Genomic DNA, 18,981 nt, shown 5'->3' on the forward strand with positions numbered 1-18,981 from the left:
TTCACTGAAATTCCTTATACTCCTGTATTTAAAGCGTTCGTAAAAGTACACTTTTGCGAACACAAATGAAACATTAGGCTATATTTTCGACTTTTTATTATCTAGTTCTTCTTAATTCTTTTAGAATTTCATCGAAAGACTTTTAAAAGTCTTTTAAAAAGTGTATAATGGGATTAACTAAAGGAGTGGATGAAGATGGCCATGAGAATACTTGATATTCCCACAACTTCAATTTCGAATGTAAAACGTTCCCCCATGGAAGCTTTTCAGAAGGCTGATCAAGAAGCTGCTGGCGTTTACGTATTTAATCGGGAAAAGGTTGCCGGTGTGATGCTCACGCAAAAACAATACGAGTCTTTGAACAGAGAAATAGAGGAACTTTACGATCAGCTGGCTGATTTAATCGCTGAAAATCGGCTGTTGACAGAAAATATTTCTACTTTCTCAGATGTGGAAGTTCGCGGTGCAATCGCCGCTGAATCCCCTGTCCTTGATGAAGAAGACGGGTGGGAATAACCGTTGTATCAGCTTGAATGGACGCAGTATTCAAAGGAAGATTATGAACAACTTGATGGCAGCCAAAAGATTTTTGTCAATAAAGCGCTGGATCGAATTCAGTTAAGAAGCATGGATGCCGGCCAATCTCTTCATGGGAATTTAGCGAACTGCAACAAATTGAAAAACAAGGAAATGGGCCTGCGAATCATTTTTAGAGAAGCCCAAGGTACGATTGAAGTGATTCAGATTGTGGCAATTGGAAAGCGAGATAAAGAAAAGATTTATAAAATGGCTGAAGAACGATTATGCTAAAAGAAGACAATTTGTATTCACAAAAAGAACCCTGTAACTGAACACGTTTAAACGTGCTGAGTTACAGGGTTCTTTGTATTACTTAAGTTACTTCTACTGTCCACTAGCGTTACTGCCGATAATCCAGCGATATGTAAACCTTAAAACTGATAATCTTCATTTTATTTGCTGTTTTGGTTAATCTATTCAGATTACATCTATCATGTTAAACTCACGATCCCACTAAAAAGAAGCTGGCAAAAGCCAGCTTCTTTTTAGTGTTTATTATGCCTTTTCCCAGGTTGCATCGATTGGTATTCCAGCTGCTTTGAATGTAGTAAATACTGGGCAACGAGCATCTGTCTTTTCTTTTAGTTCCTGGATACGCTCATCAGGTTCATCTGTTTTCACTTTTGCGTGCACATAAATCTGATTAAAATAAGGTTGAATATCCGCTTGCCCCATAAGACCGTGTGGATCCAAGTCTCCCTTTACGTCAAACTCTATTCCCTGCAAATCAAATTTGATATCTTTTGCTACAAGGTTTGCAATTACATTTTCACATCCGGCCAAAGAAGCCAAAAGAGTTGAAAGCGGATCAGGTCCTTTATCGGTTCCACCCATGTTTGGGGGTTCGTCAATTGTAATTTCGTGGTTTCCCATCTTGATTTCTGATTTCATCTTGCTTGAAGTGCCTGTTGCTTGAAAAGTCATCTTATTTGCCATATTGAATTTCCTCCTCTATTTGAATCCTCCTTTACTTTAACAGCATCACTCTAATGAATATGTTAGGTGGCTTACAAGCCTAATTTATCTTGCAAAAGAGTTTTATTAATTTCGCATCTAAACAAGCATGTTCTTACCTTGATAAGGGCTGGTGACCCAAAAGATGATTGGCTTATTGGTCGGATGCTTGCTTATTTCACTAAGCACATTCAACAAATAGATTGTATGAAGGGGATCCAGCCATACGCCAGTAGAATTATAAAACGACTTCGCTTGCTGAATCATTACATCAGTTTTTTTCTCTTTTGCCACAAATGCACGGTCTTGCGCTTCTTATATTTTCGTTTAAGCATAATTTGAGAAACCAGTGGCCCCGTCATAACACCATGAAAATTTGGATTCCACTCCGAAAATTGCTGATGCCAAAGGAAGCCGTCCAGCATCTGCCCTGAAGCAATGGGAAAAAGATGCTGGACAGTGCCATTGATATGAAGTTGTTCCAATTGCCTCTCACATTCCCGCAGAGCTTCAGCGGAAGGAAACTCGTCGTTCGTTTGTCCGCCAACGCCTAGTGCACATAAATCTTTGGAGGACAGTAAATGTTTATGCCACAACCATAAAAACCATAGCTTCCAGAACGGCTGGCGAATGACTGTAATGTTAGGGTAAGTCAAATATCTCTTCCGGTTCTCTTTGGCATAGGCAGTCAGCGGAATATTCCTTTCGAAAAATACCGCTTGCTGGTGGTCTTCCAAATACTTGGCAGCAACCAAAAAAGTATGGGAACCGGGATCAGACAAGGCAATCACTTTTTGGGCTTGGCTCCTGAATTGAAAATCGGATGGAAACGCCTTACTTTATTGCCGCCGACGGGAGGCAAAAGGTCTTCCCGTTTAAGATAGAATTCAATGCCATTCCATTTGTGCTTTTGAATGGGCGATTCCTGATCAAAAATTGCGTTAGCCATTGGTAAACACCTTCCCTAACCTTAACGTGGAGTGGCGCATCCCCATCAAAAATCGCTGAGCAGGACCATAAACCGGTTCTACCATCCCACCGATTGTATACAAGCCCTTGACCTTTGTTTCAAAATTGAAATTGACTTCCAATGGATCATCCTTATCTTGAATATTCTCCATAAGGGAATCACTGATAAATGAAAGATGACGAATATCCAAATGAAAACCAGTGGCACAGATGATATGATCAAATGCTTGATCCATTATCGGAGAATAGAGCCGGTCGCCCTGAACTTTCCAATGCATTTTATCGGCATCCAACCAATAATAACCGTAGCATCTTGGGAATGAAAAATCTCCTCCATGTCAGGAGTGATGGTTGTTTCGACAAACTTCCGCCCCAATATCCTTTTCAATGCGGAAGGCATAAAATAGAAGGCCGGAGATAATTGCAGCAGCAGTTTGAAAATCGGTTTCGGCAAATTGATCGGCTCTGAATAAAACACGGGCGTCTTTCTAAGTACCCATGTCACAGCATTTTGTTTCTTAACATGGTGGACACATTCAGCAGCCGATTGTCCGCCTCCGATTACCATCACTTATTTCCCTTTAACCGCTTCATAATCCACTACATTCCAACTGTGGTGCACTTGCTTCGTTTCCAGTTTTCGCAGGGATTCCGGCAGCTTTTTATGGACCCCGATGCCTGTAGCCAGGACCACTTTTTTTGCGTAGATTTGGATCCCGTCCTCCATTCGGCCAATAAATCCATTCTCGCTTTTCTCTAAGGATAGTAACTGCTTTTTGTAAAACGAAAATGGCATCTTGTGCAACACATCCAGCAAATAGGCGCGAAATAAAGCATTCGGGAGCCTGCTTTTTTTAATTTCTACCGCATCGGCCGGAAAATTTTTTTCAATGAACGTGCTTAAGTTGAACTTTTTGTCTTTAGAAAAAATTTCGCTCGCGTTGTGATCCGACCGAATTGCTGTATCGTTTAAAGTGTGCGATAGCCATAAATCAAATGGTTTACCAACAATCACAAAATCTATATTCTTTCTCCACAGTTCATGAGCCAAACTAACGCCGTAAGGACCGGCGCCGACAATTAGGATCGTTGTTTTCATGTCTCCTCCTCGTAGTAAACTGAAATGTACCAAGATTGTGCCCGTGAATCCCATAACCAAGAAACGTCAGAAAGCCGATTGACAGACCTATTCCAAGCATCAGTGGATTGGCTACCAGAAAATTGTAAAAAGAAAATAGATTCATTGGCTCTGTCGTTAATTCAACCCTGTAAAAATTATTATCCAACAGCGGACCGGCAATGATTAACAGAAAGCCAGCGACCACTGACAGCAAGGCAAACTTCAATGAAAGCCATTGCCGCTTTAAATTCTGAAACAAGTCAGAGCGAAAATACTCGAAGACCATCCGGGATAATCCGTGGTATACCAGGAAAATAATGCTGATTGTCCCGAATGGCAACGGGAAAAGCAGAACAATAAGCAAGAACATAACCAGATTTAAGAACGCTTTATATAATTGAGCCGGATGAACAGGAACGCCTTTTAACGCTGGATTGATCCGCAATATTTTTGATTGTGGATTTGTGTATGCGGTTCCCCATGGGGATGCACTTGGTTTCCCATAACAGCACCCGTAGTTAAAACAGCCAATCCTCCCGACTACTTGACCTAGCAACGCCCCTAAGGCCAATCCGTCCCAAACCAAACTTAGAGGAATACCGGTAACGGAAGAAAATATAATGGACCAGACGATTGCCTCCACCACGCCCCCTTGCATATAAAAGCCGGTCTGTAATAGGGATCTAAAAGGGGCCTTGAAAAATTCTTTCCCAAGAGATATTAAATGCATAATCCTGGCTCCTGCCCAAACAAACAAAACACTCAAGGGCAGCATCCAATGTATAATACTGCCAGGCTCAATCCCTCTTGAATAAAGATAATATGAAAATATCCAAATGATGATCATTGCATTGAGTGCGCTGAAAATGCCGAAATTAACAATATGAAAGAATCGGTTATTGTATAGAACAGGGGAATTTTGAAATTTCTTAAAAGCGTTAGAAACTGCGTTCTTTTTATTAAAGCTGGTATTTCTTCTCTTTATTATCAAAATTCTCACCTGCTTGAATAGAACCTAAAGAGATTCTTTAGGCTCTTTTTAAAATTTTGGTCCAATGTTTTCATTTCAGGTAGATAATTGAGCTTTTAAAACACTTAGCTCATTAATCAAAGACAAGAGAAAATCATTTGAAGTTTTTCTTGATATATTGAACAATCTTCCGGAATTCTTTCGCTGTGGGCCTGCCGAAAGGACTGGTCTGCTTTTGTTGATAAAGAATCTCCCCTTTATCATCCAGTAAAAAGTAAGCTGCTTCTCCGTGATTCCCATGATCTTCATAGGAAGCATCTTCTCCGTGATAAAAAACACCATACTCATCCAGCAAATCTTTCGAAGCGTCTGCTAAAATCGGAAAACTTAACTCGTGCTTTTGTTTCATCTCCAGGGAATCCTCCTGTGTATCTGTTGAGAGAGCCGTGAAATAGACGCCTTTCCCTTCAAAATGCGAAATGCTTTCTTCGATTTCCTGCAAATCCTGATTGCAGACCGAACACCATGACCCTCTAAAGAAGACAAGAAATCTCCAGCCCGCTCGATCGGTCATATCCTGTTCCAGAGAGTACGTACCCCCTTCGGCCAAAGGCAGTTTAAATAATGGTGCTTTGTTACCCAGCTGTAATGTGTTCATTTAATTTCCTCCTTCGTTTTGTATTTCGTCTATCAATAAACGTTGAAATCAATTACTAAATCATGATGCGATGGACAAATGTGCCCGTCATTTCCATTTCAGAAGCCCATTCAGATCTGAAAAAATATAGTCTGGCTCCAGTTCAAGCTCTTCTACCGGCAAATTTTTCCGATTGATCCAAGCTGTCTGAAATCCAAAATTTTTCGCTCCGGAGATATCCCAGCCGTTTGACGACATAAACAGGACTTCCTGATTCTCCAATTTCAGTTTTTCTACAACGTACTGATAAGACGCTGGGACCGGCTTAAACTCTTTGATTTCATCAATGCTGAGCACTTCTGAAAATAAGTCTTTCAAGCCGGCATTTTCAATTAAAGGGTCCAGCATATCGTGAGACCCGTTCGAAAATACCACCAGTTTTTGATCTTTCAGTTCGGTAAGAACCTTCTCGACTTCATCATAAAGCGGCAAATGGAGATACGCTTTCAACAATTGATGTTCGATTTGTTCGTTTGATTTCAGATCATTTTCTTTAAGCGCGTATTTCAAGGCCTGATGCGTAATCGAATACAGCGTGGCATAGTTCCCCATCAACTGGCGCAGCATGAAATATTCAACTTGTTTGGTTCTCCACGTCTGGCTGATGGTCTCGCCGTATCCTGGATAGAGCTCTTCGCACTCATTTTTAATTGCCGTCACATCAAATAGTGTTCCATACACATCAAAAAGAAAAGTTTTAATCGGCTTATCCATCTATACAACTCCTTTTTCAATTTTATGTATATATGTCTGCCAAGATTTCTATCTAATCCAGCAGACATTTTATTCAGTTCAGTGTATTTCCTTCTGCGGGAATTGGCGTGTTCTTCAGCATGCCTGCCAGGTGATAGGTGTTGTAAGCGAGTCTTCTAATGGCAGCTTTCGAAAATTCATTGTCTCTTCCTGCATCCATATACGATGCCCCTGGACCGGCTTCCCCAACCCAATACGCATCGACGTTCGGTGGAATCACAAATCCGATGTGAGACAATCCATATAACAGAGAAGCTGCCGCGTGTTTTGCGCCGTCTTCATTGCCTGTAATAACCGCCGCACCGACTTTGTTATAAAAAACGGCTTGCCCTTTCTCATTGGTTTTGCTGCTGCTGCCGTATAGCCTTTCAATAGCTTGAGTCGCTAATGAGCTTTTTTCTCCCAGCCATAGAGGCGTTCCGATAATAAGAATGTCTGCAGCTTGGACTTTTTCGTAGATTTTTGGCCATTCATCTTCTCCGCCCATATCTTCTTGCACGCCAAGCGCAATTTTATAATCTGCCAGCCGGACAATTTCAGATTCGACGCCCAATTGATTGTAATGGACCTGCACATCGTTCATGAACCCTTCCGTATGGGACGGTTCATCCGTACTTTTTAATGACGTATTTAAGAATAAAGCTTTTAATGGTTGCATCTAATTATTCCCCTTCCATTCGTTTAATGGTTTCTTCTGTGTTCCAAAGTGCATTGGCAATCATCCGGAAATTCACTTTTGCCGCTTGGTCTCCGTTGAGCCCAGGCAGAATTGCCGCTGCAGTTGCATCTGATACGACCGCTACCTCAAATCCCTGTTCCAATAGGTCGCGCAGGTGAGATTCGATGCAAAGATTTGCGGACATGCCGGCAAGAATCAGGCGGCTTATCCCGTGTTTTCGCAATTGCAGGACCAAATCCGTATTTTGAGGACCATAAACTTTATGCGGACTTGCCACAATGGTTCCCGGTTTTTCAATGAACGGCTTCAGGCTCTCCAGAAAATCAGCTCCAGATCCTTCGAATCCCTCCAGCGATAAGGGATCTTTCCGCTTGAACATTCCGCCTTTATGCATCATATTTTCCAGGGGTCCGCCAAATTTCCACGAATCATCCGTCGGGTAGTAATAATGCGGGGAAATGAACAGCTTCATGTTTCTTTGTTCACCGGCCTTCAGCAATCGCTCCAGGTTCTGGATCGTTTGGTTGTTTTCAACACTTTCCTTCACCAAGTCCCAAGCAACTCCGTCTTCGCGCAAAAAATCATTTTGGGGATCCACTATCACTAATGCAGTGTTTTCGGAATTGATCTCCATTGTTCCTACAGGCAGAATTGAATCTTGCTGTTCTTCTAGCGTCATCTAATCATTCCTTTCACATTTTATTGGCCAAACTACTTCCTTACCTAATAATTCTTACTTTCATCTATACCCCTTTTTACTAACCATATTGGGCAGCAGTGATTTTATTAATAATCGTCTGCCAATCTGAAGCCACTGAACTGCCAGCGTTTATCCGGAGGAAAGAAATTCCGGTAGGTTTCCCGGATATGGGTCGCAGGAGTTGCACATGAGCCCCCTCGCAGAATCATTTGGTTACTCATGAATTTTGCGTTGTACTCACCTAAAGCACCTTCTAATGGTTTGCTTCCGGGATAGGATGAGTAGGCACTGGATGTCCATTCCCAGACATCACCGAATATTTTCGCAAGTGGCGCTTCGGGTGACTCTTCACTCAATGGGACCGGATGGTAACCTCCTTGTTCCATGAAGTTGCCTCGTATAGGCATTCCTTGAGATGCGTGTTCCCATTCAGCCTCGGTGGGCAGTCTTTTGCCTTTCCATCTGCTGAACGCGTCGGCTTCATAAAAACTGACATGGCTCACGGGTTCAGACGGATCCAAGTTCTTTACTCCGCTCAAGGTAAAGATTCCCCACTCATCTTCCTCGTTTTTCAGCCAATAAAGCGGCGCTTTCCAGTTGTTTTCTTTCACAACATTCCAACCATCAGAAAGCCAGTATTCCGGTTTTTCGTAACCGCCAGCCTTGATAAATTCGAGATACTCTCCGTTGTTCACAGGTTCAATTGCCAATTGAAAGGGTTCCAGCCAAACCTTATGACGCGGCCGTTCGTTATCAAATGAAAACCCTTCGCCATTGTGTCCGATTTCGATCAACCCGCCTTCGAACTCAACAAAAGCAGGTTCACTCCGCTTACTTCCCGGAAATTCCTCCGTTTTCAAATAAATCGGAAATAGCGGATTCACAAAAAAGTTGTACTTCACATCCATCAATATCAATTCCTGATGCTGCTGTTCGTGTTGAAGCCCCATATCAATCAGTTTAACCAGCTCTTTTTTCGTCTCTGAAGACTGGGATTCTGAAAATAATTCATGAATCTGTCTATCTACGTAATTTCGGTAGGCAATGACCTCATCCACCGTCGGCCTAGACAACACGCCTCGCTGATGACGGGGCTGATAAGGTCCGATCGAGTTGTAATACGAATTAAATAAAAAATCGAATGTGGGATTGAACTCCTGATACCCCGATTTGAATTCCTTTAAAATCATTCGTTCAAAAAACCAGGTGGTATGGGCAATATGCCATTTAGCAGGGCTGACGTCGGGATGCGACTGAATGATGAAATCTTCTTTTTCCAAAGGTTGTACCAGTCTCATGGAAACTTCCCTTATTTCAGCAAATCGTTCTGTTAAAGTCTTTTCATCCAATGCTTCCATCAAAAAACTCCCTTCCGCTTTTAATGTTAAAATTGACTGCATTCATAACTAATTTACATAGCCTTTCTGTGAGGATGCTGATGCCTTGTGTAAAAGACAGGTTAGACACACAAGCTTCACTCTTAACTGACTTTTAATTGTAGCGATCAATTAGAAAAATGAATGTTAGCCAGATTACAAAATGGAAAGATTATTCAGTAAATTTGTTTTAGCAAAAAAAGGAGTGGCTGCTGTTCGAGCCCCTCCTTTTTCGCTTTCCTATAGTTTTAGCGGTAATCGATTCTTAATTTTTTACTTTCAAGGCTTTATATTCAAAGTCCTTCAATGTCGCTTTAGGCAATAAATACTTCTGGAAATCAAAAGCGTTCAATTCCTGATCTTCAGCTGCACGATTTGCCCAGTCCTGGTTGGCCAGAGCTGCCTTACCGATAGTCACGATATCGGCTCCTTCTTCGTTCAGCAACGATTCCGCTGATGCCGGATCCCCAAGTGTGCCGTTGGCAATGACGACTGTCTTTCCATGCTCTTTCGCCAGTTTCACCAGCGTAGATCCTGTTTCTCCAAATGCCGGAGCCGCTGCTTGTGGTTCTGCAATGTGGATAAAATCGACACGCGCTCCCTGCAAGGCAGTGAAGATTTCTGCAGCTTCCGCTTCCCCGCCTGCCCATTTATAGTCCGCGTCGTTCACTTTTGCCTGGGATATCCGGATTCCTACCGGAAATTCATTTCCGACTTCATCGCGGACTGCTTTGATGACTTCTAATGCAAGGCGAATCCAATTTTCAATGGAGCCTCCATATTGATCAGAGCGCTGATTGGTATAGTCCGTTAAAAATTGATCCAAAACATAACCATTTGCCCCGTGGATTTCTACACCGTCAAACCCAGCTTCTTTCGCATTTTTTGCAGAAACCGCAAATGCTTGAATCAATTGGTTGATATCGTCTTGTGTCAATTCTTCAGGCGTTTGGAACTCTCCTTGGCCACCGTAAAACGCCAATTGCTCGCCTTTCGGTTTAACTGCCGAAGGTCCTTTTGTGTTGCTGTTGAAACGATTTCCTTGAGACAGTGCACCGGCATGCATCAATTGCATCATAATTTTTGCGCCTTTTTCACGGACAGCAGTTACCACTTTTTTTCCATGAGTTCGTTTGTTCAGCTGTCGCTATACCAGGCTGATTGGAGTAACCCTGGCTGTAATTTTCATCTGTGTAAGTTCCTTCTGTCATTACCAGACCGAAACCGCCCCGGGCAAAATTAGCGTAATACTGTGCCATCTCTTCAGTGGCCAGTCCATTTTCCGTCGCACTTGTTCGAGTCATCGGGGCCAAGCCCACGCGGTTTTCTAAAGTAGTGTTGCCTATTTTGATTGCTGAAAATAATGTTGTTTTTTGTGTGTTGCTCATTTTTCCACCAGCTTTCTGTTTTTATAAACTTTATAATCCATATTTATTTTCTGTTCCTGACAGACTATATGAGAATGAGAAAGAACAGTCAATTATCCAGCTCAACAAGGAAAATTTTCTTCTATTCTTCAATCAACCCTTGTTCGATAAGAAATTCCAGCGCGACATCCTTCGGTTGCTCTTTATCGACATCCACTCGGGCGTTCATCGCTAACATTTCTTCTTCACTGATTTCTCCGGCAAGCCCGTTCAGCACTTCTTCCAATTCAGAATATTGTTCAAGTGCTTCCAATCGCACGACCGGAGCCGCATCATATTTCGGGAAGAAGTTCAAATCATCTTTTGTCGTCGCCAAGTCGAACAACCCGATTCGGCTGTCGGTAGTAAATGCAGGGATGACGTCTATGTCTCCATTTCGAACCGCTTCATACATGATGGCGGGATCAAAGCTTTCCGTAGCGGAAAATTCAAAACCGTATGTTTCTCTCAAGTCTTCGTAGCCATCCCCTTCCCGTTCGTAAATGGAATGAGGGCCGCCGAATGTGACATTTTGCGAACGGGTGATGTCCGCTAATTGCGAATAGGTCTCCGCGTCAAAGCCGCTGTCTTTCGAATAAGCCAGCGTATAGCCGTTTTCAAAACCAAGCGGTTCCAACCAGGTCGCTCCTAATTCTTCCTCATAACCTTCTCTCACCTGCTGCATAACTTCTTCAGATGACTGGCCAGCTTCTGACTCGCGTTTCAGTACATCTTTCAATCCCGTTCCGGTATATTCGACATACATATCAATATCGCCCTGTTCCAAAGCTGGAGTCAGAATCGCCACTTCGCCTAAGCCGTCCTGGTACTCAACGGTATAGTCCGAATGCGCTTCAATATATTCGCCCAGAATATAAGGAAGAATATATTGTTCTGTCCAAGGTTTTCCTCCAATTACTATCGGTTCTGCATCTTCTGCTGCTAAACTGCATCCGTATAACGCGAACGAAGCCAATATCGAAATACCGATCATTTTTTTATTCATATCCATTCCTCCTGAAATTTTGTTTTTGATTTTAAAGCATAATAAACTTGATGTTTTTTCATCCGTTAATTTTATCCGAATGTTCGTTGTATAAAATGTAAGGCGCATCACATATTCATCGTGAATGAGGCAAAATGTTTTAAATGGATTTATTAAATTGGTAAATTTTTAATTTCAAAAAGGATTGAGTACCGAAGTGCGGTACTCAATCCTTTTGCCTGTTTATTTTTGTCTATCTGTTGCTATTTCAAATCATATAAGCCAAATCTGAAGCTGCTGTCGGATAGGCGTAAATCATTTGTTTCAAGTCGTTTGTGGTGAGCTTGAATTGAATTGCCGTCGCAAAGTGATTGATCAGTTCATCTGCTTCTTCGCTGATGAGGTGGGCACCCAATATCAAATCGGAGTCTTCATCGATAAGGATTTTCGCCATGGCGTATTGCTCATTGGTCCGTTTATAAGTATACCAATCGGAGGTATCAAATTTATTGACTCGGATGTTGTGTCCCTTTTTTCTAGCCTCGTCTTCAGACAATCCGACTGACGCCAATTTCGGCAGTGTAAATACAACTGTCGGCATCACTTTATAACTCGGCGAACGATGATTCCCTTTGAGTAAATTTGAAGCCACTACATGAGATTCCATGGAAGCAATCGGCGTCAACGGGAGACCTGCGGTTGCTGCGGCATCTCCTGCTGCATAGACACGGGAATTGCTGACACTCTGCAGATACTCATTGACGGCAATACCGCCTTTGCTCCATTCTACGTTCGCTTTTTCGAGCTGTATATCATCTATCGCCGGAATCCGGCCAGCACCGTGAATTACGAGATCCCCTTCAAGTTCGAGCGATTCATCGCCCGTCATTGCCGTGACAATAAACGAATCGGATTTCTTTTCAACCGATTTCACTTCGCTATTAAGATGAATGTGAATCCCAATCGCTTTCGACTTTTCCATCAGTACGTCAACCAATTCGGGCTCGAAGTTTTCCAGAGGACGTTCTCCCCGTTGGACGATGTGCACTTCAACTCCGGCCCGGGCCGCAATATGGGCGAATTCAAAGGAAACATAACCGCCGCCCACAAAGATGAGCCTTGCTGGCAGTTCATCCAGCTCCAGGAATTCATCGCTGAGAACAAGATATTCTGAACCAGTAATCGGCAGCGAAACAGGTTTTGCACCACTTGCTATCAAGAAGTTTTTTCCTGTCAGAACGTCTTCCCCAATCTGGATTGTATCTTCACTTACAAAGGACGCCTGGCCATGGAAGGTGTGAATTCCGGCTTTTCCGAAGCCTTTCTCGCGGCTTTCAGGGACTGGTTCTGTAAAAGTCCGCTTGAAAGCCATCAATTCCGGCCAGTCGATCGTCACAGTGGACGAAATTCCTTTGCCCTCCATTCGCCGGGTACTTTCAATCATATCGGCAGCGCCGACGAGCAGTTTTTTCGGATCACACCCCCGAAGCGCGCAGGTGCCCCCAAATGGTCTGGAATCGATGATTGCTACTTCCCATCCGGCTTTCTTGCACTTCATCGCGGCGGCCGACCCGCCAGAACCGGTTCCAATTACGATTAAATCAAAAATCTTCTCCATCTCATCCATCTCCTTTTTTGCATAGTTAAAAAATAGTTAGCTTGCTTTACTGTTAACCTGCACAGCAGGATAACTGGGATACATCCTTATCAAAGGTAAGCGCAGCGAGCTTCACCCCTTCCGCCATCGTCAAATACGGCGTAAGAGTCTCGCTCAGGTTTTCAATTGTCAGCCCAAACTTCACGGCAAGCGTCACGGCATAAATAATATCACCCGCATTATTCGCCACGATGTGGCCGCCGAGCAGCTTACGTGTCTTCGCATCTGCCACCAGTTTGAACACCCCAATCGCTTCATGGTTCACCTGCGCTCTAGGAACTGCTTCCAACGGCAAAACAGAAGTAATAACCGCAAAGCCTTTTTCTTTTGCCTGCTGTTCTGTTAAGCCGACCGTTGCAACCGAAGGTGACGAAAAGGTGACGCCCGGCACAGTAGTTAAATCTATTTTTACATTCCTCCCACCAACAGCATTTCCTGCAGCCATACGTCCTTGATAAGCCGCGACATAAACAAATTGAGGTCCCAGCGTCACGTCACCCGCTGCGTAAATCTGTTCATTGGTGGTTCTGGCATACTCATCAATCCGAATTTCCCCACGAGACCCTGTTTCGACGTTGGCTACCCGAAGATTTAAGTTTTCTGTATTAGGTGTTCGGCCCGTCGCAAGCAGGAGTTCCTCGGATTCGATCACTCGCTGGATGCCTTTCTCTACGACATGAACTTGTTTTAAGTTGCCATCCTGTTCAATCCGGTCGTAGGTAATATCGGTAACCACGTGAATTCCTTGTTCGTTCAACGACTTCGTGAGGACTTCCGATATTTCCGGATCGTATTCCTTGAACAATCGGGAACTTCTTTGAATCAGCGTGACTTCTGCCCCCAGGTGATGGAAGAGCTGGCCCAGTTCCACACCGATATAACCCGAACCGATGACCGTTAGACGTTTCGGTACTTGTTTCAGCTCGAGCAAGGTCGTACTGGTCAAGTAATCCACTTTTTCGAGTCCCGGAATAGCCGGCAAAGCTGGAGAAGCCCCAGTTGCAATCAGAAACCGGGTGGCCGATAATTTCGTTCCATTCACTTCAACCGTGTTCCCATCCACAAACTTCGCTTCTCCTTTGATCAATTCGAAGCCATAGTCATCAATTAAATCGATATACTTTTTGTTTCGCAGTTCCGTCACCAGTTCGTCTTTCTGATTGATGAGCTGCCCCATATTCACTTTATTCGATGTGGTTCGCAGTCCGGCAAATAGGTTGTTGCCTGCCAAGTGGTTAATTTCTCCGGCACGTAACAGCGTTTTCGATGGGACGCAGCCAATATTTACACAGGTGCCACCGACTATTCCCCGTTCTATCATCGCCACTTTCGCCCCATGTTTCACAGCTTCGATGGCGGAAGAAAAAGCAGCTCCGCCGGAACCGACGATGATATAGTCAAATGCGTCCTTGTTACCCGGTTGCATCGTTTTCTGCTCTAGAATTTCTTCAGCTTTACCGGGCTGGTACTTTGCTTCAGCGATGGCACTTTTCGCTGTTTCAACTTCTGTATTTGTCGATAGTTCAAAGACAGCTTTCCCTTTTCGAAAATCGGCTTGGATCTCTTTTGCGCCTATGCCTTTCAAGGCCTTTGCGATATGCTCTTCGCATTCTGAACAAGTCATCCCTTGAATTTCCATCTGGTATTTTTTCATGTCTGCTCCTCCTCCATCAAAACCTCAATAATCGGACAGCCATGCAGATCCTTCTCATCTGGACACCGGTCTTTCAACTCACTCAGCATCTGTTCTACACGCTTTAAATCCGCAATTTGCTTCTGAACTTCTACTTCTTTTCTGGACACAAAACCGAACATATCTTCACAGCGCACAGTGTCCTGATCCACGACACCGAGTAATTTGTGAATTTCACTTAACGCAAATCCCAGTTCCTGCAAACGTCGGATAAATCCAACGCGTTTAATCGTTTCTTCTGAATACATCCGATAACCCGCACTGTTTCGGGCAGGTTCTCTCAAAAGCCCTTTTCGTTCATAATACCGGATTGTTTCCTTGTTCACACCGCACTGTTCAGCCAGTTCACTGATTCGATAGCTCAATTTTTTCACCTCGAAAAAAGTATAAACCATGTACCATGGTACATGGTCAAATGTTAGGTACTTTAATCTGTACAGTCTAAAAATTGCACCACCATCAATAGCCGGGCTAAACGATGGTGGTGCAATTCAATTGGTCTATTCTGTTTTAGTTGTTGCAAGATGGCCTAGTTATATGATGACTTTGAAAAACATTGAGGGAACTCCGACAAGACTTTTATGAAATAGAAGTAACGGAAATACTGCTATTGAACGATTTCTATTGTCATTAGATCAGTTTTTGTTTCTTCATCCAACGGTTTCGAACAAGAATCGGGACGAAAGTCAATACGATAAATACCACAACGGCCATACTGATGATTTTGGGATTTCCACTGACAAAACTGCTGCCAAGAAAATTATAAGCAAAGGTGCCGGGAATAATCCCAATTAATGTCGCCAGTGCAAAAGAAGAAAACCGTACCTTTGCAAAAGCTGCCAAATAGCTGATCAAGTCAAAGTTAATGACTGGAATCAAGCGAAACAGTAAGACATAAAAAAAGCCGTTTTGCTCCATCTGCCCCTGAATTTTCGCGGCATTTCCGGACCATTGTTTTTTGACCAGGCTTTTTCCTAGTTTTTTGCGACGTAAAAAGACAGCAGTGCCCCGAGCGTGGCACCGATAATGGTGTAGAGAGTCCCCAGCCAAGCACCAAACGCCAAGCCGCCGGCGATCGACAAGACCGATGCCGGAAAAAAGATCAGTGGACGGACGGTTTAGAGGACAATGTAGAGAAGAGGATCCTAGAATCCGATCGATAAAATCCAGTTGCGAATGCTGTTTGCATCCACTTGAAACACCGAACGGCTGAGCCAAATCACCGACCCAACAATCATAACTATCAGAAGCCATTTCCCTACTTGAAAACCCGTGGTTTTTTTCATAAACTATCGCTTTTCGCGTACAAGGTTGCTTCAACTTTTTCACTTTCATCTGCTCTAACCATCTTTATCATTCCCTTTCCTGAACTAAATGATCTTATCAACAATTAAAATAATTATGTAAAAGGTTCCTTTGGCCCTCTTTGGTATTTTTCAAGACATTTAAATCGCGTGAGTTGAACGGGAGTATGGATTGGGTGCGGAGACATGTACTATACTGAAATCACTATACATAGAAAAGGTGAATGAAATGCTCGATACACACGCCAGAAAACATGTTCAACCGACCTTCGATAAAACGGCTGATTTACTATTGAAAACGGGCTTTTCTGCAGATGTCGTCACCAAGATCGCCTTTGTCATCGGCAGCTCTGCTGGCCTGTTTATTTACCTGGACCAGCCTATATGGGCAATTTTGGTCCTTTGGTTCTCCGGCTTTTTAGATGCTGTTGATGGCACGATGGCTAGAAAAACCAAACCATCCTCCTGGGGGACGCTGTTGGACATCAACTTTGACAGGTTAGTTGAAATTAGTGTCATTTTAGGATTAGCCTTCCGCTTCCCCGATTCGATGTGGGCTTTGCTACTACTGAGTGTTTCCATCATTGTCGCGATGACCGTGTTTCTGACAGTTGGCGCATTATCAGAAAAACAAGGCACGAAATCATTCTATTATCAGGCGGGGCTCGGGGAACGGACAGAAGGATTTCTACTCTTTACCTTAATGATTGTCTTTTCTCCCTACCTAACCGTATTTACCTTGTTATTCATCGCCATGCAAATCTTTACGATTTTCCAGCGGATGACAGAAGCCATACGAATTTTAGGATAGAAACGAAGTATGTGTGACGTATAGTGAACTCTTGCTATCCAGTAATATTTCTAGGTTTATCACAAAGTATAACTGGAAATTTATGAAGCGAGTTCCGCCACTTTATTCCTTACTGTATTTAACTTCTTTTTTTGATCATTTTTGTTAATGATTGAAAAATTGCTCCAGGAATGCTCTCGCTTGATCAGGCGTTTTGGCATTGGCGCTGTGAAGATGCCCTAACTTACGATCGTTTTGAAAGACGAGCAGGCTGGGTATACCCATCACTTCTTGTTGATTCGCAATTTCTTCAAATTGATCTTTATCGATGGAATACGTTGAGATCACTTGAAATTCCGACAGTACCTCGCCTATAAACATATCCATCCGTTTACAGTCGGGACACCAGTCAGCGTAAAATTTTATGAAGACGGGCTGATCCTGACTGATAGTTTCTTTAAATTGAGCTTCTGATAAGAGTTTCTCGAACATGTTACTTCCTCCTCTGCCTGACATTTAGTCTATGTCATAATAAGATTATAATAGATGATTCGCACTTAAAATATGAGGTGCGTTAAGTTCCGGAATATACCCGTCTGCTTGAAGCTGATGTAACGCATCTTACAGTCTTCCGTGTTAATACATGTAAAATTAATGCGATGCATTAACCTGATTGCTTATTTTCTAGTTCCATTATTTCCTTATATGTGTAATAGCCATTACGCATTTTTAAGAGCGGAAAACCTTGTCTTTTTTTCTCGATAGGTACATCCTGAAGTAAACTGCGGTGCTCAAAAATATTAAAGGATTGAAAAGAGATAGCCATCTCATTCAGCTTACTTTCCGCTTTTTTACATTTGGTGCATCCAGGAACTATTAATAAAAGATAATCAGACGACTTCCTATTTAGAAGAAAAGAGGGAATTTTAACCATGGATAAACTGACACTCCTTTCGCATATCAATCTCTTTGATGAACTGCCAATGGAAGATATGAAGTTGATTGATGACAACAGTACAATGACACCCGTGAAGAAAGGGACACAAATTCTGATTCCCGAACAACCCCTGGACGTATTATTCTTTCTGAAGAAAGGGCAAGTTCGTTTGTATCGAATGACCCCTAAAGGAAAACAGTTCACTACGGATATCCTTGTAGACGGCAATGTTTTTGGAGAAACGGAATCCTTCATGCTGACGGATAAACAAACCTATGCAGAGGCAATGACCGACTGCTATCTGTGCACAATGGATAAAGGGAAATTCGAATCTTTTATTCGGACCACACCAGATGTATCCATCAAACTCATTCAAATTTTATCGGATCGGCTGAAAGAAACCTATGATCTCAGTGAAAAGATCGCCCTCGGCGATGTCCGCTACCGTACGCTTTTCCTGTTACTTAAAATGAGCGAAAAAAGTGGAAAGCGAGACAAGGAATGGCAATCCATTGCGATGAAAATTACCCACGAAGACATTGCTACGATGGTTGGATCCTCACGGGAAACCATTTCGCTTCTGATGAGCAAATTGAAAAAAGAAGGATTACTTAAGAAAACACTTTTGGGATACTCCATCAAAGCCGATGAGATAAAGAAAATCCTGATTGAGTAAGGATTTTCTTTATCTTCTAAAAGATTGCTCAATAAAAAAGTAAGGGAACTTATTTTGCTGAAACAAATATTGCTTTTAAAAAACCTTTCTCACCCTACCGCAGAAGAACTGTCGGTAGAGTTCGAAAGGTTTTTTCTATTTACTAAGCATGTCTGTGAACGAAACGGCTAAAGACAGCTGCCAAGATGAGCGAGAAGGCCAAGTGCGTGATCAAACTCATCAATTGGGCACTTTCAAACATCGCTCCAATCATAGGTCCCATACCCATCATGATCGGCATCACCACTAATGGTCCGATCACCCAAATGATCACGCCATGCAGAACACCCAATACATAGTAACGAGTAGAGAAAAGAGTCATTACTCCATACCCCAGCCCAAAAACCCAACTGATCATCATGTGCATGAGCCATCCAACCACCAGACTTTCACTGCCGAGCATCGAAGCCAATACCGGAATCATCCCCATTACCTGCATATAGATGCCAAATGCTACTCCTGCGACTGTGCTGCCGACTAATGACGCCTTCACCACTTTGGTATAACCTGAAACTTTTGAAGTTTGTCCAGACACCACCATTGTCCTCACTCCTTTTTTCTTGAGTATAAATCAGCATTAGAAATGAAAAAGTAAGTTATCTAACAATTCGGATAAATTATAAAGGTATCCAATCTAACTTAGTAAAATTTTCAACGTATATGTATGAATGTTATTCGTACTTCACTTATGTAGAAA

General features: G+C 42.8%; 25 protein-coding genes. 4 read left to right on the plus strand and 21 right to left on the minus strand.

The window, feature by feature from the left end:
• Nucleotides 1-195: 195 nt before the first annotated feature.
• Both BBH88_RS09910 and BBH88_RS09915 read left to right on the plus strand, forming a co-directional pair.
• Nucleotides 196-516 carry a hypothetical protein gene (locus BBH88_RS09910; RefSeq protein ID WP_006828671.1) on the plus strand — a complete coding sequence of 107 codons (321 nt, stop codon included), beginning with the start codon at nucleotides 196-198 and terminating at the stop codon, nucleotides 514-516.
• A gap of 3 nt (nucleotides 517-519) precedes the next feature.
• Nucleotides 520-810 (plus strand): type II toxin-antitoxin system RelE family toxin, encoded by a 291-nt coding sequence (locus BBH88_RS09915; RefSeq protein WP_065536859.1) that lies wholly within the window; start codon nucleotides 520-522, stop codon nucleotides 808-810.
• Nucleotides 811-1,074: 264 nt separating this feature from the next.
• Here the strand turns inward: BBH88_RS09915 and BBH88_RS09920 are convergent, their stop codons facing one another.
• The 19 genes from BBH88_RS09920 to BBH88_RS20090 form a co-directional block, all read right to left on the minus strand.
• On the minus strand, nucleotides 1,075-1,515 hold the full coding sequence (locus BBH88_RS09920) for an OsmC family protein (RefSeq protein WP_065536858.1): 441 nt from the start codon (nucleotides 1,513-1,515) through the stop codon (nucleotides 1,075-1,077).
• Between the two features lie 284 nt (nucleotides 1,516-1,799).
• Complete coding sequence (locus BBH88_RS09925) at nucleotides 1,800-2,324, minus strand: hypothetical protein (protein WP_065536857.1); 525 nt, start codon at nucleotides 2,322-2,324, stop codon at nucleotides 1,800-1,802.
• Nucleotides 2,321-2,482 carry a hypothetical protein gene (locus BBH88_RS19215; protein ID WP_154669148.1) on the minus strand — a complete coding sequence of 54 codons (162 nt, stop codon included), beginning with the start codon at nucleotides 2,480-2,482 and terminating at the stop codon, nucleotides 2,321-2,323. The genes BBH88_RS09925 and BBH88_RS19215 overlap by 4 nt, the downstream gene beginning before the upstream one ends.
• A complete protein-coding gene (locus tag BBH88_RS09930) occupies nucleotides 2,475-2,780 on the minus strand; it encodes a hypothetical protein (protein WP_154669149.1) in 306 nt (101 codons plus the stop codon). The genes BBH88_RS19215 and BBH88_RS09930 overlap by 8 nt, the downstream gene beginning before the upstream one ends.
• The gene (locus tag BBH88_RS09935; protein WP_154669150.1) at nucleotides 2,738-3,073 is read right to left on the minus strand and encodes a hypothetical protein; all 336 of its coding nucleotides are present in this window, start codon (nucleotides 3,071-3,073) and stop codon (nucleotides 2,738-2,740) included. The genes BBH88_RS09930 and BBH88_RS09935 overlap by 43 nt, the downstream gene beginning before the upstream one ends.
• Nucleotides 3,074-3,601 (minus strand): FAD/NAD(P)-binding protein, encoded by a 528-nt coding sequence (locus BBH88_RS09940; RefSeq protein WP_065536854.1) that lies wholly within the window; start codon nucleotides 3,599-3,601, stop codon nucleotides 3,074-3,076.
• Nucleotides 3,555-4,622, minus strand: a complete 1,068-nt coding sequence (locus tag BBH88_RS09945) for a prolipoprotein diacylglyceryl transferase (RefSeq protein ID WP_083387772.1) — start codon at nucleotides 4,620-4,622, stop codon at nucleotides 3,555-3,557. Before BBH88_RS09945 ends, BBH88_RS09940 begins: the two co-directional genes overlap by 47 nt.
• 124 nt (nucleotides 4,623-4,746) lie before the next feature.
• On the minus strand, nucleotides 4,747-5,250 hold the full coding sequence (locus tag BBH88_RS09950) for a peroxiredoxin family protein (RefSeq protein WP_065536852.1): 504 nt from the start codon (nucleotides 5,248-5,250) through the stop codon (nucleotides 4,747-4,749).
• Between the two features lie 87 nt (nucleotides 5,251-5,337).
• A complete protein-coding gene (locus BBH88_RS09955; RefSeq protein ID WP_065536851.1) occupies nucleotides 5,338-6,003 on the minus strand; it encodes a haloacid dehalogenase type II in 666 nt (221 codons plus the stop codon).
• A 73-nt stretch (nucleotides 6,004-6,076) separates the two neighbouring features.
• A complete protein-coding gene (locus tag BBH88_RS09960) occupies nucleotides 6,077-6,700 on the minus strand; it encodes a flavodoxin family protein (protein ID WP_006830799.1) in 624 nt (207 codons plus the stop codon).
• A gap of 4 nt (nucleotides 6,701-6,704) precedes the next feature.
• On the minus strand, nucleotides 6,705-7,400 hold the full coding sequence (locus BBH88_RS09965; RefSeq protein WP_006830798.1) for a cysteine hydrolase family protein: 696 nt from the start codon (nucleotides 7,398-7,400) through the stop codon (nucleotides 6,705-6,707).
• Nucleotides 7,401-7,507: 107 nt separating this feature from the next.
• A complete protein-coding gene (egtB, locus tag BBH88_RS09970) occupies nucleotides 7,508-8,779 on the minus strand; it encodes an ergothioneine biosynthesis protein EgtB (protein WP_065536850.1) in 1,272 nt (423 codons plus the stop codon).
• Between the two features lie 283 nt (nucleotides 8,780-9,062).
• Nucleotides 9,063-9,875: an NADH:flavin oxidoreductase gene (locus tag BBH88_RS09975; RefSeq protein WP_331243350.1), complete on the minus strand. Its 813-nt coding sequence runs from the start codon at nucleotides 9,873-9,875 to the stop codon at nucleotides 9,063-9,065.
• A 16-nt stretch (nucleotides 9,876-9,891) separates the two neighbouring features.
• The gene (locus BBH88_RS20085) at nucleotides 9,892-10,185 is read right to left on the minus strand and encodes an oxidoreductase (protein ID WP_331243352.1); all 294 of its coding nucleotides are present in this window, start codon (nucleotides 10,183-10,185) and stop codon (nucleotides 9,892-9,894) included.
• A gap of 121 nt (nucleotides 10,186-10,306) precedes the next feature.
• Nucleotides 10,307-11,209, minus strand: coding sequence for a glycine betaine ABC transporter substrate-binding protein (locus BBH88_RS09980; protein WP_065536849.1), 903 nt, complete (start codon nucleotides 11,207-11,209; stop codon nucleotides 10,307-10,309).
• Nucleotides 11,210-11,456: 247 nt separating this feature from the next.
• On the minus strand, nucleotides 11,457-12,806 hold the full coding sequence (locus tag BBH88_RS09985; RefSeq protein ID WP_065536848.1) for a dihydrolipoyl dehydrogenase family protein: 1,350 nt from the start codon (nucleotides 12,804-12,806) through the stop codon (nucleotides 11,457-11,459).
• Nucleotides 12,807-12,858: 52 nt separating this feature from the next.
• Nucleotides 12,859-14,499, minus strand: coding sequence for a mercury(II) reductase (gene merA / locus BBH88_RS09990; RefSeq protein WP_065536847.1), 1,641 nt, complete (start codon nucleotides 14,497-14,499; stop codon nucleotides 12,859-12,861).
• Nucleotides 14,496-14,903, minus strand: coding sequence for a mercury resistance transcriptional regulator MerR (gene merR / locus BBH88_RS09995; RefSeq protein ID WP_006830792.1), 408 nt, complete (start codon nucleotides 14,901-14,903; stop codon nucleotides 14,496-14,498). Before merR ends, merA begins: the two co-directional genes overlap by 4 nt.
• 265 nt (nucleotides 14,904-15,168) lie before the next feature.
• Nucleotides 15,169-15,873 (minus strand): TVP38/TMEM64 family protein, encoded by a 705-nt coding sequence (locus BBH88_RS20090; RefSeq protein ID WP_456291189.1) that lies wholly within the window; start codon nucleotides 15,871-15,873, stop codon nucleotides 15,169-15,171.
• 198 nt (nucleotides 15,874-16,071) lie between these two features.
• Between BBH88_RS20090 and BBH88_RS10005 the strand changes: the two genes are divergently transcribed.
• On the plus strand, nucleotides 16,072-16,653 hold the full coding sequence (locus tag BBH88_RS10005; protein WP_065536846.1) for a CDP-alcohol phosphatidyltransferase family protein: 582 nt from the start codon (nucleotides 16,072-16,074) through the stop codon (nucleotides 16,651-16,653).
• 144 nt (nucleotides 16,654-16,797) lie between these two features.
• Here BBH88_RS10005 and BBH88_RS10010 read toward each other — a convergent pair whose 3' ends face one another.
• A complete protein-coding gene (locus tag BBH88_RS10010) occupies nucleotides 16,798-17,124 on the minus strand; it encodes a thioredoxin family protein (RefSeq protein WP_065536845.1) in 327 nt (108 codons plus the stop codon).
• A 440-nt stretch (nucleotides 17,125-17,564) separates the two neighbouring features.
• On the opposite strand from BBH88_RS10010, the gene BBH88_RS10020 reads away from it, so the two are divergent.
• The gene (locus BBH88_RS10020) at nucleotides 17,565-18,245 is read left to right on the plus strand and encodes a Crp/Fnr family transcriptional regulator (RefSeq protein ID WP_065536843.1); all 681 of its coding nucleotides are present in this window, start codon (nucleotides 17,565-17,567) and stop codon (nucleotides 18,243-18,245) included.
• Nucleotides 18,246-18,387: 142 nt separating this feature from the next.
• Here the strand turns inward: BBH88_RS10020 and BBH88_RS10025 are convergent, their stop codons facing one another.
• A complete protein-coding gene (locus BBH88_RS10025; RefSeq protein ID WP_065536842.1) occupies nucleotides 18,388-18,825 on the minus strand; it encodes a hypothetical protein in 438 nt (145 codons plus the stop codon).
• Nucleotides 18,826-18,981: the final 156 nt, after the last annotated feature.

This window comes from Planococcus antarcticus DSM 14505, assembly GCF_001687565.2.
Lineage (GTDB): Bacteria > Bacillota > Bacilli > Bacillales_A > Planococcaceae > Planococcus > Planococcus antarcticus.